This window comes from Pseudoalteromonas sp. A757 (genome assembly GCF_004103285.1).
Taxonomy (GTDB): domain Bacteria; phylum Pseudomonadota; class Gammaproteobacteria; order Enterobacterales; family Alteromonadaceae; genus Pseudoalteromonas; species Pseudoalteromonas galatheae.
In genome coordinates this window covers 224,897-238,829 of record NZ_QNQN01000069.1, presented here as the reverse complement: position 1 = coordinate 238,829, position 13,933 = coordinate 224,897, and the positions used below count along the sequence as shown (strand labels likewise).

Annotated in this window: 10 protein-coding genes; 3 read left to right on the top strand and 7 right to left on the bottom strand. The window is 44.8% G+C overall.

Translation table 11 applies throughout. The features are described 5' to 3' along the window. Window positions 1–4 precede the first annotated feature (4 nt). On the top strand, window positions 5–382 hold the full coding sequence (locus tag DRB05_RS22700) for a hypothetical protein (RefSeq protein ID WP_162499749.1): 378 nt from the start codon (window positions 5–7) through the stop codon (window positions 380–382). Window positions 383–478: 96 nt separating this feature from the next. On the opposite strand, the gene DRB05_RS12835 is transcribed toward DRB05_RS22700, so the two are convergent. Next, complete coding sequence (locus tag DRB05_RS12835; RefSeq protein ID WP_128727300.1) at window positions 479–1,093, bottom strand: PQ-loop repeat-containing protein; 615 nt, start codon at window positions 1,091–1,093, stop codon at window positions 479–481. A 446-nt stretch (window positions 1,094–1,539) separates the two neighbouring features. Between DRB05_RS12835 and DRB05_RS12830 the strand changes: the two genes are divergently transcribed. After that, window positions 1,540–3,342 carry a PKD domain-containing protein gene (locus DRB05_RS12830; RefSeq protein WP_128727299.1) on the top strand — a complete coding sequence of 601 codons (1,803 nt, stop codon included), beginning with the start codon at window positions 1,540–1,542 and terminating at the stop codon, window positions 3,340–3,342. A gap of 78 nt (window positions 3,343–3,420) precedes the next feature. Here DRB05_RS12830 and DRB05_RS12825 read toward each other — a convergent pair whose 3' ends face one another. The 6 genes from DRB05_RS12825 to DRB05_RS12800 form a co-directional block, all read right to left on the bottom strand. Then, window positions 3,421–6,234: a hypothetical protein gene (locus DRB05_RS12825; protein WP_128727298.1), complete on the bottom strand. Its 2,814-nt coding sequence runs from the start codon at window positions 6,232–6,234 to the stop codon at window positions 3,421–3,423. A 152-nt stretch (window positions 6,235–6,386) separates the two neighbouring features. After that, entirely contained in the window at window positions 6,387–6,623 is a 237-nt protein-coding gene (locus tag DRB05_RS12820; protein ID WP_128727297.1) for a hypothetical protein, read from the bottom strand. 58 nt (window positions 6,624–6,681) lie between these two features. After that, entirely contained in the window at window positions 6,682–7,953 is a 1,272-nt protein-coding gene (locus DRB05_RS12815) for an ATP-binding protein (protein ID WP_128727296.1), read from the bottom strand. Further along, window positions 7,931–9,280, bottom strand: coding sequence for a sigma-54 dependent transcriptional regulator (locus tag DRB05_RS12810; protein ID WP_128727295.1), 1,350 nt, complete (start codon window positions 9,278–9,280; stop codon window positions 7,931–7,933). Before DRB05_RS12810 ends, DRB05_RS12815 begins: the two co-directional genes overlap by 23 nt. A 61-nt stretch (window positions 9,281–9,341) precedes the next feature. After that, on the bottom strand, window positions 9,342–10,193 hold the full coding sequence (locus DRB05_RS12805) for a D-hexose-6-phosphate mutarotase (protein ID WP_128727294.1): 852 nt from the start codon (window positions 10,191–10,193) through the stop codon (window positions 9,342–9,344). Window positions 10,194–10,351: 158 nt separating this feature from the next. Beyond that, window positions 10,352–12,310 (bottom strand): methyl-accepting chemotaxis protein, encoded by a 1,959-nt coding sequence (locus tag DRB05_RS12800; RefSeq protein ID WP_128727293.1) that lies wholly within the window; start codon window positions 12,308–12,310, stop codon window positions 10,352–10,354. A 268-nt stretch (window positions 12,311–12,578) separates the two neighbouring features. Between DRB05_RS12800 and DRB05_RS12795 the strand changes: the two genes are divergently transcribed. After that, window positions 12,579–13,874, top strand: coding sequence for a porin (locus DRB05_RS12795; RefSeq protein ID WP_128727292.1), 1,296 nt, complete (start codon window positions 12,579–12,581; stop codon window positions 13,872–13,874). The last annotated feature ends 59 nt before the right edge of the window (window positions 13,875–13,933 follow it).

Sequence of the window (13,933 nt, the reverse complement as noted above, 5' to 3'; positions counted from 1 at the left end):
CATCATGAAAAAAATGGTATTAGGTGTTGCCCTCGCACCCACTACAAGCTTTGCTAAACAGAACAAAGAAGAAGAAAAAACCATCGCCAACGTAAGCGATGCCAACATCAGTGAAGCAGTTCTCGCCAGTATCGAAATAGAAAAGGTCGAAGATGGTAGAATTTTATTCAAAGCGGATAAGCTATTTCTAAGTGGGTCACCACACAAGTGCCTCCTTGAAAGCGTGTGGATGACAAAAAGGCAAGCAAACACGGCGATTTGGCAAAAGCCGCTGCGTTATTCCAGCTGCAGAGTATTTTGGATACAAGCACAGCTTAGGGTGCCGTTCAGGCCACTAAGCCACATAAAGCGTATATCGATCGTCTGCTCACAAAAGCGTTAGAAGCGTAACTCAACAATTCTTGTATGATACGAGTGAAATGAATGAAAACTTTAAGGGCTAGTAATTTGCTAGCCCTTATTTTGTCTGTCTATATCGCTAAGCTAAAGCAGGTTTAGAACGATAGTACTGAATACAACCTAACTGTGCGGCATTAGTCAGTAAAATCATCACAAACATCAGCACATGAGCTACGCTAACATGGCCAAGACTTAGCTCCGCAGCCAACCCAATTCCTCCCGCTAAAAACTGTAGCGAGAAATATCTTGCGCTTAAGTTAGAAACATCACCGCTTTTAATCGTTTTATAGGTTTGTGGCATCACTCGAATTGAACTCATCACTAGTCCTAAGTAAGTTAACGCATTTAGCAACGCAGCAGCTTCGATGTCCTTAACCAATAAAAGCACAAGTGGAAGCGTCGACAAACCAAGCAAGAGTGCTAATTGATTGCGTTGCTTCGAGCTTGCGTTGTACCGAATAAAATAATATAAAATAAGTGCGCTTAAAGAACCGGTAATCGCGAAAGGCAGCACCATGAAAAAGCGTTCAAAGAAAATGTTATAGGCAATAAAATAAGAGCTTTGTGCAACACCAAAACTCATCATTAACAGTGAGACACCTGATACACTGCGATTTTTACGGATCTTCCTAATCAAAGGAACAAAGCTTAAAACCAAAACGAAAGAAGAAACGATCGGTAAATATTCGCTCAATGCCAACTCCAAATGTCTAAATTGTTGCTAAGTTAAGGTGCTGTAAACCCCTTAAAGATACATTGTAAAATAATGATTTTTAAGGTTTTTATTTTTGAAGGCGCGCATTTTAAGAGCTAAACATAAAAATACAACATAACCTATAGAATCTATTTTCCACCTCTTGGCAATGCTCAAATACAACCGTATAAAAATAAGTACACTTGAAACGCGGCAGCATGGGACGTCCCGCTCCCAGCCGATATGGCATTAATTAAGTAAAATCTATGTTAAAACAATATAAATAAAACTTTACAAAAAGCATTATTGTTTCTATTTTGGTGTGTGGATGTTCAAAAAACATACTCAAATTAGCTGTGCTCTACAGTGCACCGAAACCTGAGTATTGAGCGACGCCCAACTTATTTATTTCAAGTTGGAAAACCACACACTCAAAAGGAATAACAATGAAACGACACATTCTTGTCACAGCATTAGGTTTAGCATCTGGTATCGCGATGGCACAAGCGCCATTAACTGAAGCTCAGATGATGGAATATACCAGCAAAGCTAGCAAAGCAATGATTGGTAAAAGGTATGACCTCAACCTTCCACTTATTACTCAAAATAGTGCTACAAGCACTTCAACGTCTACGCAAACTATTGTGCAAACGGTTTCACACCCAGGTGCAAGCTACATCAAACTACATTTTAAAAACCTCAATCTTGCAGGCGGCGGTAAACTCGTAGTTCGCTCAGAAGACAGTGGTGAGCGCTATGAATATACCCAAGCAAATCTAAGCGCTGCAACAGTTGATCCAAATCTCGGTGATGACGGCGTTAAACAATTTTCTGCTATGTCAGTCTCTGCTGATAAAGTTATCATTGAATATACCCCGGGTCAGGGTAATCTAGGCAAAACGCCTGAAATCGATTTTTACTATCATGGTACTGAAGGGCAAGCAACTGTTGAGAGCTTGACCGATGTTACCCCCATGTCGACCTGTGGCGCAATGGAGCGTAAAGACGTGCAGTGCTGGGCACAATCACACCCGGTCGAATTCGAGCGTTCACGTCCTGTCGCCAGACTACTTATGAACGGCAGTGGTTTATGTACGGGTTGGCGTGTAGGCGCGGATAACCGCATGTTTACCAATAATCACTGCGTAGGATCGGCATCGGAGCTGGCGAATACCGAGGTATGGTTTAACTATCAAAGTACGAGCTGTAACGGTAGCCAGCGCGAGACTGTGGTAAAGGTCACAGGTAAAGACTTCCTTAAAACAGATTACACACTAGATTATACGCTGTTTACTATCAATGATTTCGCTAAGGCCCAGCCGTTTGGTTACTTTGGTTTAGATGTGCGAAACCCATCACAGGGCGAGCGTATTTACATCCCTCAGCATGGTTCAGGTAACCCTAAAGAGCTGTCGATTGAGTCTGATCAAGACACCAATGGACTATGCTCTGTTAACCAAGCAACAGCGAATGGTCGAGGTACAGGCACAGATATAGGCTATTACTGCGACACCATTGGTGGCTCTTCAGGTTCACCAGTACTTGCAGCCTCAACTAATAATGTTGTTGCGCTACACCATTTAGGTGGCTGTACCAATAAAGGCGCTAAAATCAGCTTAATTTGGCCTCAGGTTTCTAGTCACTTTGGTGGCCAAATTCCCGTTGGGGATAACGGCACTACCGATCCATTGCCCGTTGCGTTATTTACTTACAGCTGTAATGACTTAAGCTGCAGCTTCGATGGTTCAGGCTCTAGCTCACCAAATGGCTCTATTACACAACACAGCTGGCAGTTTGGTGACGGCGCATCCGCTTCAGGCGCGCAAACTTCACATAGCTTCACAAACTCTGGCAGCTATACCGTAGAACTCACCGTCACAGATAGTAATGGTGATACGGCATCCACAACACAGCAAGTTGCCGTGACGCTACCAGGTGAAGAGCAAAAGCTTATCAAGGGAGTTGCCAAAACGGGACTTGCGGGTGCTAGAGGCAGTGAAACCTTCTTCTATTATGATGCCCCTGCAGGCGTGAATACAGTGACATTTAACACTAGCGGTGGCACTGGTGATGCTGATATGTACGTACTAAAAGGTGCAGAGCCCACCACCAGTAATTGGACTTGCCGCCCTTACCGTTATGGTAACAACGAATCTTGTTCCCTAAATGAAGGAGCTGGTCGTTATTGGGTGATGATCCGCGGATACAATGCGTACTCAGGCTTACAAATTATAGCGAACCATAATTAATCTCAGCGCTGCATTACACACCAAATAATATGCGGGGCTAGCCCCCGCTTTTATTTGATAGCAGTCCGCAGCGCTCACCTACAACTCATACCAAACACTAAACCAAACACGGTTTTCATTCGTCAAATTATGCCCCTCTACGCGGCCCACTCCAGCACTAAACTGTAGATCGGTTAATCCTGCAGGAGCAAAATCAGTGGCCTTGCCTAATATCACTCGAGACAAAGGTAAGCGCATCTTAATACCGTAATTTTGTCCAATCACTTCTCCATCTAACTGATGCTGCTTATAAAATAACTTAGGTTTTCCCTGCTGCCATGAAGTTGCAAATTCATAGCCTAAATAGCGGCTTCCCGTTGCAAATAGATGTGGCAACATAGGTTCGCTAACGGTGTGTAAACCATTACTAATACTAGTGCTGGTAAGCGCTCCACCACCCACAGCTAGTGGCAATTCGCTGCTGTAGCGGCTATCGACCGATGCATAGAATGGAATTTGCCATGCTTTAGCAAACAGGCTCACCTGGTAATCAAATCCATCTAATTCACCTAACCACTGAGCTGCAGAGGTTTGCAGTACTACACCATGCTGCTGCGTATCCCATAATGTACGAGCGTTAAAGCCATAACGCCCACCGCTCCATGTTTTTTCACTATGTTGCACACGAATAACACCCAATTCGGGAGCAAGGTAATTCAATGCGTCACCAAAACGATAGCTAGATGACAAGGAAAATTGCTTAAAACTACTTTCATTCGAGGTATTTGTTTGTGGCGAGTGAGGCTGCTTATCCGCTTCTAGCTCTTGATATCCAGCATCAAACGTCGTTTTCCAGTTTTCATGACGATATTCAAGTTGGGCAAATGCGCCCATCAACGCGCCATTATTGATACTTTTCTCGGCTCCAAACTGCCAAGCAAGTCGGCGCAGCACATCCTGCCCTTTTAATGCCACGCCCAAACTATCAAAAGAGGCGCTATTAAATGCGCCAGATAAGGCAACAGAATAAGACTGTTCGAACACAGAATAATCAGAACTGGGCTGCGCGGTTTGATCTATCTTAGCCACAGGTAATTGGTGGGGGTGCAGCTCTTTTCGCTCCGCCTCATCCACTTGCTCTAGCACGCTTACGGTGCGCCAAGCCGGAGCAATTATTTTGTTAACCTTAACACCCTCAGGGGTCGCATAGCTCACCAGTATCTGCTGTGAATAAGTAATAATTTGCTCAAGCGGTTTAGCACTCGCAGGTAAGGTCTCAAGTATTCTACTCGTCACATCATAACGCATTACCGCTAAGTGGCCTGCAACTCCAGAAATAAAGTACAGCTTGTCATCATCATGAGACCAAGTTAACCCCGAAAGGTATTGATGTGACTTGGGTAAATAAACAATTTTAGTTGTATCGTGGCTAAGATCTTTAACAACAAGTTGCCAGCGTTTGTTAGGTGCAACATGTACATAGGCTAATGTCGCGTTTTCCTTAGAGAGCACTGGAAAGTCATAGACATCCCCAAGCTTACTTGTGGTAATTACAGTTTGCTTTCCTGAGTCCAACTCTATGGTCACTAGCTGTGAGTAACCCAAACGAGACACCTCCGCAATAACGGTATTGGCATCAACAATACTAAAGCGACGAATACCCGCGCCTTTGGTTAGTTGCTTAGGTTTTCCAGTACCAACTTTCCATACAAACAAATCATTAATAAAGGTGTCGTCTGCAGTCGGCGTTTTTGCAACGAAGTAAATGTCGTCGGTATTCAGCCACTGGGGGTAATAGATACCAGCAAAATTATGTGCATCAAGCTGTGCAAGTCGCTTTTTTGGAAAGACTTCAGGTGCGATATCCACAATATCTTTAGGATCGGCATTTAGTATTGCTTCATTGCGCTTATTAAATTGCTCTATAACTTCTACATTTTCTTTGTTTTCGTAGATATTGAGTGTGACTTGGCGTTTACGGTTTTGCTCTACCACCAAAAATTGACTGCCATCCGGAGAGAACGCGATATCTCGAGCAGCATACGCGAACCGCTGCCAAAGCTCACTCTGTGTCGGAACCAAGGCTAGCTCTTGCTGCATAGCCTGATAGCTATATTCAACAATAAAGCGACGATATAACTGGCTGGCTGGCGCTCCAAAAGCCCCACTAAATGCGGTTTCAAAACTGCGAGATTCCACCGCCTGCACTCTTGTCCACACGGCATCTAACGTCTGTGCACCATAATTATCCTCAAGCCATGCTAGAAAACGTACACCGACTAAGTACGCCATAGAATTGGAAAGGTAAGACTTGTCGCCATTATCTAAAGCGCTATAGGTCGGTAATGCGCCTTGCTGCGCGTAATAACGCACAATGCTCTCACTGTAGTTATCGTATAAACGTCCTCGTCCCGTTAATCTAGACTCCAGCAAGGTAGCATAGCCTTCGCTGACCCAGCGCGGTAATACCGCATCGAGCAAGTCAGTAATATCGTGCCAATCTCTGAGATGTTGTCGCCATTGATTACGGCTCGGCTGTGATAGATGAACGAGATGAATATATTCGTGCAAAATGAGCAACTGCTGCCAACTGGTGTTATTTGCGATGACGGAATCAGCTTGAGGCGGCGTCGCTTGCAGTGCCATCATTGGTTTATCTGTGCTGGGTAATGCAAAGCCATTGGCCGCATTTTCTGGATCGTAAATAATCACATCAGCACGTTCACTCAAGGCTCTACCTTGTTGTGCCAGCACTTTATCTCGCACCACCTCCAGCTCATTTGCTGCAGAATACGCCCATTGCTGAAGCGGCTGGGGATAATGCACATTAAAGTTTTCGGTTTTGATGGTTTGCCACTTAGCCTGTAAACCAAAGCTAGTAAAAGCAACAAAAATTATCAGTAGCGCTCGCATTACCTTTCCTAAATAAATCCGGTTGCGCTAGCTTAACAAGAGATGTAAAGAAAAAGTGTGCTTTTTAGTAACAATTTCTTGCCTACGTTATACCTTAAAACGTCTATCTTGAGGCAAGCAAGATGTGCGTTGCTCTATATGCACGTAATTTTTCAGTGCTTTTGTGGCTGTGCAAGGGTGATAAACAGGCTAAGTATCGCAAGAGACACTGCAAAGACAAAAAATACCACGGTTGAGCTCAACCCCGCCTGCCATTTTGCCGTGGCGATTAAACCCGCGCTCAATAACACCGCTAGCTTTGCCTTGGTATGCGCATGTGATTTAAATGATTTGGAGTAGGTATACGCCATAAAAATAAAGCCGCTGGCCAACAGATAAGTGACTAACATGGTAGCTCCTTGCCAAGGTTTTGAAGGAGCTTTAATTATATGCTAATGATAATTATTATCAACAAGGAAAAGTAATTTTTATTAATCCTCCTGAGCCCGTGTTGTGACAACTAAGTTGCCCATCATGTAACTCCACAATGGTGCGACTAAAGGTTAAACCTATTCCCTGCCCACCTTCTTTGGTGGAATAGAAAGGAGTAAGCATGTTCTCAAGGTTGGCAAAGCCCGGGCCATTGTCTCGTACGTCAATCACCGCTTGTTGCTGCTGATAATAAGCATGTAGCATCAACTTGGCATTTTCACCACTGGCCTCAATAGCATTTTTAACTAAGTTAATCAGTACTTGCTCTATTAAAGCTTTATCAAGGTTGAGCGTATGCACGGTGCAATTTACTTGGATGTCGGTATCCTCAAATAGCGCAGCAACAGAGGATAGTAACAGCATGATGGAAACCGACTCCCTGTCTAGCCTTGGGGTTTGCGTAACCTTGGCGTATTGGCTCACAAATTGTTGTAAATGCTGGCAACGCTGACCTATTACACTTAGCGCATGCTGCTCTTTTTCGTCCTTCGCTCTTGCCAACAAGGTTTGCGCTAGGGAGCTAACAGGCGTCAAACTATTATGGATCTCATGGCTTATTACTCGGATTAAATGTTGCCAAGCAGCCAGCTCCTTTTTACGTAATGCCTTCGTGATATCGAGTGCAACCAGTAAAGAAAACTGCTTACCCTCTTGAAAGAATTCACTGCTTTGCAGCTGCCACCGAGATTGCTGCGCTGTATCTGCAAAATGCCAGTGATTATCTTGTTGCACAAGCCCAAACTGAGCCGCGCTTATTCCCTTACACTCTAACCAAGGGCGATGATAAAGCGACTCAAATGCACCATTGGCGTAGGCAAGTTTGAGCTTATCGTCAAACATCATAATAGGGGTATTAAGGCTGTCTATTAGCTGATAAATGATAAACTGCTGACTATGATAACGGCGCTTTTGACTGTGCAGCTGTGCACTCAATGCCAGTAAGCGCTGTTCAAATTCAGCCACCACGCCCGCTGTATAATGTGGCTTAATGGTTTGCGTAAAGTCACTTTGTGCAATCGCTTCTAGCTGCCAATTAGCACGCATGGCAATGCGTTTAAGGTGAGACAACAGTATTTTTTGTAACCCGCCCAATAACCCCAACACACTCACCGATACGACGGCAACCCACATCACCTCAAGCTGTAGTTGCAGAAGCAGCAAAGTCAGTACAACCGTACAGCTAATGGTTAACAGCGTACAGTAGGCCCCAAGCCGCCACTCGGCGCTAGCCAGATGTTTTAAGGCCATACTTTTCCAAACGTCGATAAAGAGAAGAAGCCGTGAGCCCAAGTATTTTAGCAGCTTCTGCGACATTACCTTGAGCGCGTTGCATCGCTTGCTCCACCATTTCTTGCTCCACTTGTTGCAAAGTCTTGCTGGGCATATTACTGGTCACTTTAGGTGCAGCGGTAAAGCGTAGTTGGCAATCACTGAGCTCAATTTGCAAGCCCTCCGCCATTAACACGGCACGCTCCATAACGTGACTTAACTCTCGCACATTGCCAGGCCAATTGTGTTCAATCAACGCAGCTTTAACCGCTGGGCTAAGTTCACGAATTGGCTCACCATACTGCGCACAAAACTTAGCAACAAAATACTCAGCCAACGGCACGATATCGCCAAAACGCTCGGCAAGCCTCGGCACTTCAATCACAATCGTGTTGATGCGATATAACAAATCTTCTCGGAACTCACCGACTTTCACTAAGGCGTCAAGATTGTTGTTGGTTGCGCAAATAAGCCGGCAATCCGCTTGTTGCGTCTGACTGCTACCCACAACTTCATAACTGCCGTTTTCCAACACCCGCAGTAATTTTGCTTGTAAAGGAAGTGGAATTGTCGCCACTTCATCCAGAAATAGCGTGCCCTGCTTTGCCATTGCAAAACGACCAACACGATGCTGCTTTGCATCCGTAAACGCCCCTTTGCTGTGGCCAAACATCTCACTTTCGAATAATGACTCTGGCACCGCGCCCATATTCACCTCAACCCAAGGTCCTGCTGAACGATTAGATTGTTGGTGTAACCACTGAGCTAAATGACTTTTCCCCGCGCCACTTGGCCCAGTAAGTAGCACCCGAGCATCGGTTTTTGCTACTTTAGCAAGCTGCTTATATAAAGATTGCATCGCCTGAGAGCGCCATTGAAACGCGCCGCGCTCGCTGTGTTTTGCTACGATATTCGCTTGCTTTAATGATATTTTGAGTTGTTGCTGCACGGCTTCTAGCAGCTGCTGATTGTCCCATGGTTTTTCGATAAAGTCGCTTGCACCTAGCTGCATTGCAGACACCGCCAACGCGACATTTCCCCAACCGGTAATACAGATCACAGGCACATTAAGATTGGAGTCACGTAGCCAGCGCAAAAAGTCTAGCCCTTCATTGCCTGAAGTGGTATCTCGGGAGAAGTTCATATCGAGCAAGGCTAATGACACTTGCTTAGCGGTGAGCAGAGGCTTGGCAAGCTCTAAGGTTGCCGCCTCAATTACATTGAAACCTTGATCTTCTAAAAAGAATACGGCGCTGAGGCGTACTTCGGCGTTATCATCGATAACCAGTATTGTGGGCTTTTCCATAGGGAGAATTTTTATTGTTATCGGGTTTCAGCGGAGCATAGTCTGCTCCGCGAATATAAAATTATAACCAACGGATGATTGTACTTAGGGTATGGCTTTCACCCGGTGCAAGTTGCACGGCATCATCCATTACGTTACACGCTTCTAAGCACAACATCTTGTGGTATTCATCATCATTAAAGTTGCTTAAACGCTGTGACTTTTCAATCCATGGGTTCCAAAGCACACAAGAAGTTGAGTTTTCACGTTTTACTTCAATAATGCCCGCAGGCGTGTTGATGGTTTGCACTGGGCTTGCTTGGGTGTATACCATATCGGTTTCGCGGGCAAAGCCAACCACTTCAGTTTGCTCAAATGGACCTTCACCAAATTCGATATATTTCGCGCCTTGTAACCCGTCAACCGTGGTATTGCTGACCTCCGGTGTTGGGAAATACGTATGCAGGGCTTGCGTTAGCGTAAATGGTGCATCCCCAGTATTGATATTAGTCAGTCGCACTTCGAGCTTGTCCGATAACACAAACTCGACCTCTAATTGTGACGTGTGTGGCCAGTATTGCGCTTCAACTAAAGTCATCGGTAGTGTGAGTTTAACGGTAATTTCATCGCTTTTTTCTTCGACGCTGTGCGCACGCCAAAGTAGCTTGCGAGCAACCCCATGAATTGGCCAATCCGCTTTGCTATGTACACCAAACCAAGGCCAACAGATTGGAATACCACCGCGTACCGGTTTGCCTTCAAGGTAATCTTCCGCCTCAGAAACCCAAATTAAATTGCCTTTTCCCGCTGGCGTAAACTCGGTCAGTTGCGCGCCCTGTAAAAAGATCTTCGCTTGGCACAATGCACTGTTGACCCAAATATACTCAAGCCCGGACTCAGTGCGCTCGATTGAAACTGAAGGTGATAATTCCATGGTAATTCCTACGTCAACTCAATGATATGCCTACCTTACCACTTAAATAATACGAGTAAACTGTTATCCATCCAATTTGAAACTTATTCAATTATATCAGTGCAGAAGCACCATGAGAGTCTAGCTCTCACGGTTTATGGAGCTTGAATGGACTAAAATTACACCTTAAATTTGCCCACCAGCTCTGTGAGCGTGCTCGACAATGAATGTAATCTCACGCCATTTTGATTGGTATTCACAGCGATATCACTCACACTATCCGCGGCATTTTTAATTTCCACCACGTTACGATTGATATCTTCGGCAACATGTTGCTGCTCTTCAGCTGCGGTGGCGATTTGCGTGTTGAGATCGCTAATATTGACAATCGCTTGAGTAATTTCACTAAATTGTTGTTGCGCTGAGTTTGTCAGCTCAACCGTTTGCTCCGTACGCGTTAGGCTGCGCTTCATTTCTCCCGACACCATTTCCGTCATTTTTCTAAGCTTATCAAGCTGAGAGGCTATTTCTTCCGTCGATTCAGACGTACGCTGTGACAACGCTCGTACTTCATCGGCTACGACAGCAAAACCACGACCATGTTCACCTGCGCGTGCCGCCTCAATTGCAGCATTTAATGCTAAAAGATTAGTTTGTTCCGCTATGCCTCGGATCACGCTGAGTATCGACATAATATTTTCGCTTTCGGTGTCGAGCTGCATGATATCCGCGGTTGCCTTATTGATCACTTCAGATAACGTTGTAACACTCTCGACAGACTCTGTGATCACCCTTTGGCCCAGCTCAGATGCTTGCTGAGTTTGCCCGGCCAACTCAGCCGCATTGGCACAGCTTGCCGCTACTTCGTTTGCGGTTGCTGCCATCTCATTAATTGCGGTGGCAGCCATTTCAAGCGCTTGTTGCTGTTGACTGGTAGCGCCCGTGAGCTGATCAGACTGCGAAGCGGTTTGTCGTGAGGTTTCGTTAACTTGCTGGGCACACTCATTGATTTGCGTCACCAACTCAGCAATGAGATTTAAAAACAGATTAAAGCTTGTCGCCAGTTTGCCCGTTTCATCCCGAGCTTTAATGTCTAAACGCTGCGTCAAATCACCACCGCCTTGAGAAATCTCAGTTAAGCCATCACTTACTTCTACAATAGGCGCTGAAATCAACTTCGAAATATAGCTTGCCAATAACAGAAATACGGTGATCAGGACAGCACTTAAAATCAATATAGTCAGCGTCATCGCATTGGCTGCTGCCATTACCTCGCCTTTTTCAACTAAACCAATAAACTTCCAGCCTAGTTTTGGTGCTGTATAGATGTTGGCAAAATAGTCTTGCCCATTAATTTCGAGCTCAAATAACCCATCTTTATTTTGAGCCAATTCTCGATAGCGGCCGTTTGCTATGTCTGCCAGCTTTTTAAATCTATGTTCGGAGAACTTGGCATCGACTAACACATTTCCGGTGTCTTCTACTAGCATCAAATAGCCGGTCTCACCCAATTTGATATTGCGGATGATTTTGGTCAGCCCTTGCAGTGACACATCCATGCCTTGGACACCCACGGTTTGGCCATTGGCAGTTATCGCTTTTACCGTCGACACAATCACCATATCATCCGGTGCCCAGTAATAGGCACTAGTGCGGATAGTCTCGCCATTTCCCGATTGCCCTGTTTGATACCAAGGACGCTGCCTAGGGTCGTAGTTTGCATTCACTTCACCTAGAGGCCATTGAATATAACCACCTTGCTGATTTCCCATGTAGATATAGGCAATACCAGGATGTGTATTTCCAAAGTGCTCAAATAACGAATATGCTGCTTGCTCTGTTTTACTTCCTGCTTTCGAATTAAGTCGAGTGGTGCTGGTCGTATCCATATAAGTTTTCACGTCTTGCTGCGCACTCAAGACCTGCGCATGGGTTGCTAAATAGTCAACGTTTTTTGCAATTTCATCAAAAAACATCTGGATACCATTCTCAACCTGTAGCGCCTCTCGATCACTGAGCTCTGAGAAAGTCTCTATCCCCTGCTGCCTAGTTTGACTGATTATAAGCCCCGCTATGATTAACAAAGGAAGCGCGATTGCTGTTGCGAAAGACAATTTTAATTTTTGCGATATATTCATGAATAAACACCATTTCACAGATAATAAAAATATAGTGAGAGATAAGCTATTGGGCAAGAATGACATACAAATGTGATCACTTGTTCGTCTTATATTCATCTTGGGTATGGTTAAATGTTGTGTAACTTTGAGGTCAGATAGGCCGCAGTGTTACTATGGATAATTCAATCAAGGATCATAAAATTTATCTGCTTTCTGCAAGGATAGGTTTGGTGGTCTACAATTTGTAAGAGGTTTTTGCGCTCAACCATTTAACAACGGGACAAATATGTTAAAACTTTCAACCATCTCACTCGGGTTAGGTCTAGCACTTTGCTCTAATTCAGTGCTTGCCGAAAACTCAGAAATTGACGCATTAAAGCGCCAATTAGCTGAACTTCAGAAGAAGCTCACCCAGCTAGAACAAAAAGAGCAGGCACGAGCACAACAGGAAAAAATCGCTAAGGCTGAAAAAGCCGCAACCAAAGCTGAAACTAAAACTCAAGTTGCAGCTGCTGAAACAAAACCGACTATCAAAGTCGGCGGCGCGATCAGAACCAACTACAGCTATACGTCTTATGACGATGACAACAAAAATCGTGGCGGTGATTTTGACTTCGATATTTTCAGGTTGAACTTTTCTGGCAATGTCGGTGGCTTTGGCTTAAACGCCGAAATCCGCTTTTTCGACTATATGACTGCGGTAAAATACGCTTACCTAGACTATGACTTTGCTGACCATTGGCAAGCTCAGGTTGGTATGACTAAAGTGCCTTTTGGTAACTCACCTTACAATTCGCACAACTGGTTCTTTAACACTACTTATTACATTGGCCTTGAAGACGACCACGACATGGGGGTGGTATTTAAACGTAAAGTGGCAGACAACTGGCAGCTTGATCTTGGCTTTTTCAAAAATGATGAGCTAGGTGGTGTGGACGGTTATGTGGATGACCGCAGTGATCGCTACTCTTATGACGTAGTTGGTTTCCGTAAAGCGGGTGATGGCGTTTATGACGACCCAACGCAACCAATCGGCGAATATAACACCTTTGTTGGTCGCTACGCGTATCATATTGAACATAGCGGTGGCACAACTGAAATTGGCGTCTCTGGCCTTGCCGGTGGTCTTCACGATGGTAACGACCGGGCAGGTGATTACAACGCGTGGGCACTGCATTTAAATAGCAACATTGGCCCTTGGAACTTACAGCTACAACACGGTGAATACCAATACGATATTGACGATGTAAACCGTATGGCGGTAGGCGCTTATGCGTTTTATGATTCCATCGCGGCAGAAGCCACCATGTCGAACTTTAATGTAGCGTACAACCTGCCAGTTGAATTCGGCCCAATTACCGATCTGCAATTTTATAACGACTTCGGTATTATTTACGACAAATCAGATAACACCGAAGACACTTGGATGAATGTTACAGGTGTGTCACTCGCTGCGGGTGCGTTCTTCACCTATGTTGATTTAGTTCACGCGAAAAACCAGCCGTTTATTGGTGGTTCAATCGCAGGCGATAGTGACGAAAGCGAGCGTCGCTTCAACATTAACTTCGGTTATTACTTTTAATCTAAGGGATTAATCTTAGGTATTAAATCAAAAAAGCGATGCACTTGTTGGTGCATCGC

Coding starts and splice junctions, on each gene's coding strand:
- DRB05_RS12810 (WP_128727295.1), bottom strand. CDS start 9,280: ATGGAAAAGCCCACAATACTGGTTATCGATGATAACGCCGAAGTACGC.
- DRB05_RS12825 (WP_128727298.1), bottom strand. CDS start 6,234: ATGCGAGCGCTACTGATAATTTTTGTTGCTTTTACTAGCTTTGGTTTA.
- DRB05_RS12815 (WP_128727296.1), bottom strand. CDS start 7,953: ATGGCCTTAAAACATCTGGCTAGCGCCGAGTGGCGGCTTGGGGCCTAC.
- DRB05_RS12820 (WP_128727297.1), bottom strand. CDS start 6,623: ATGTTAGTCACTTATCTGTTGGCCAGCGGCTTTATTTTTATGGCGTAT.
- DRB05_RS12830 (WP_128727299.1), top strand. CDS start 1,540: ATGAAACGACACATTCTTGTCACAGCATTAGGTTTAGCATCTGGTATC.
- DRB05_RS12795 (WP_128727292.1), top strand. CDS start 12,579: ATGTTAAAACTTTCAACCATCTCACTCGGGTTAGGTCTAGCACTTTGC.
- DRB05_RS12800 (WP_128727293.1), bottom strand. CDS start 12,310: ATGAATATATCGCAAAAATTAAAATTGTCTTTCGCAACAGCAATCGCG.
- DRB05_RS12805 (WP_128727294.1), bottom strand. CDS start 10,193: ATGGAATTATCACCTTCAGTTTCAATCGAGCGCACTGAGTCCGGGCTT.
- DRB05_RS22700 (WP_162499749.1), top strand. CDS start 5: ATGAAAAAAATGGTATTAGGTGTTGCCCTCGCACCCACTACAAGCTTT.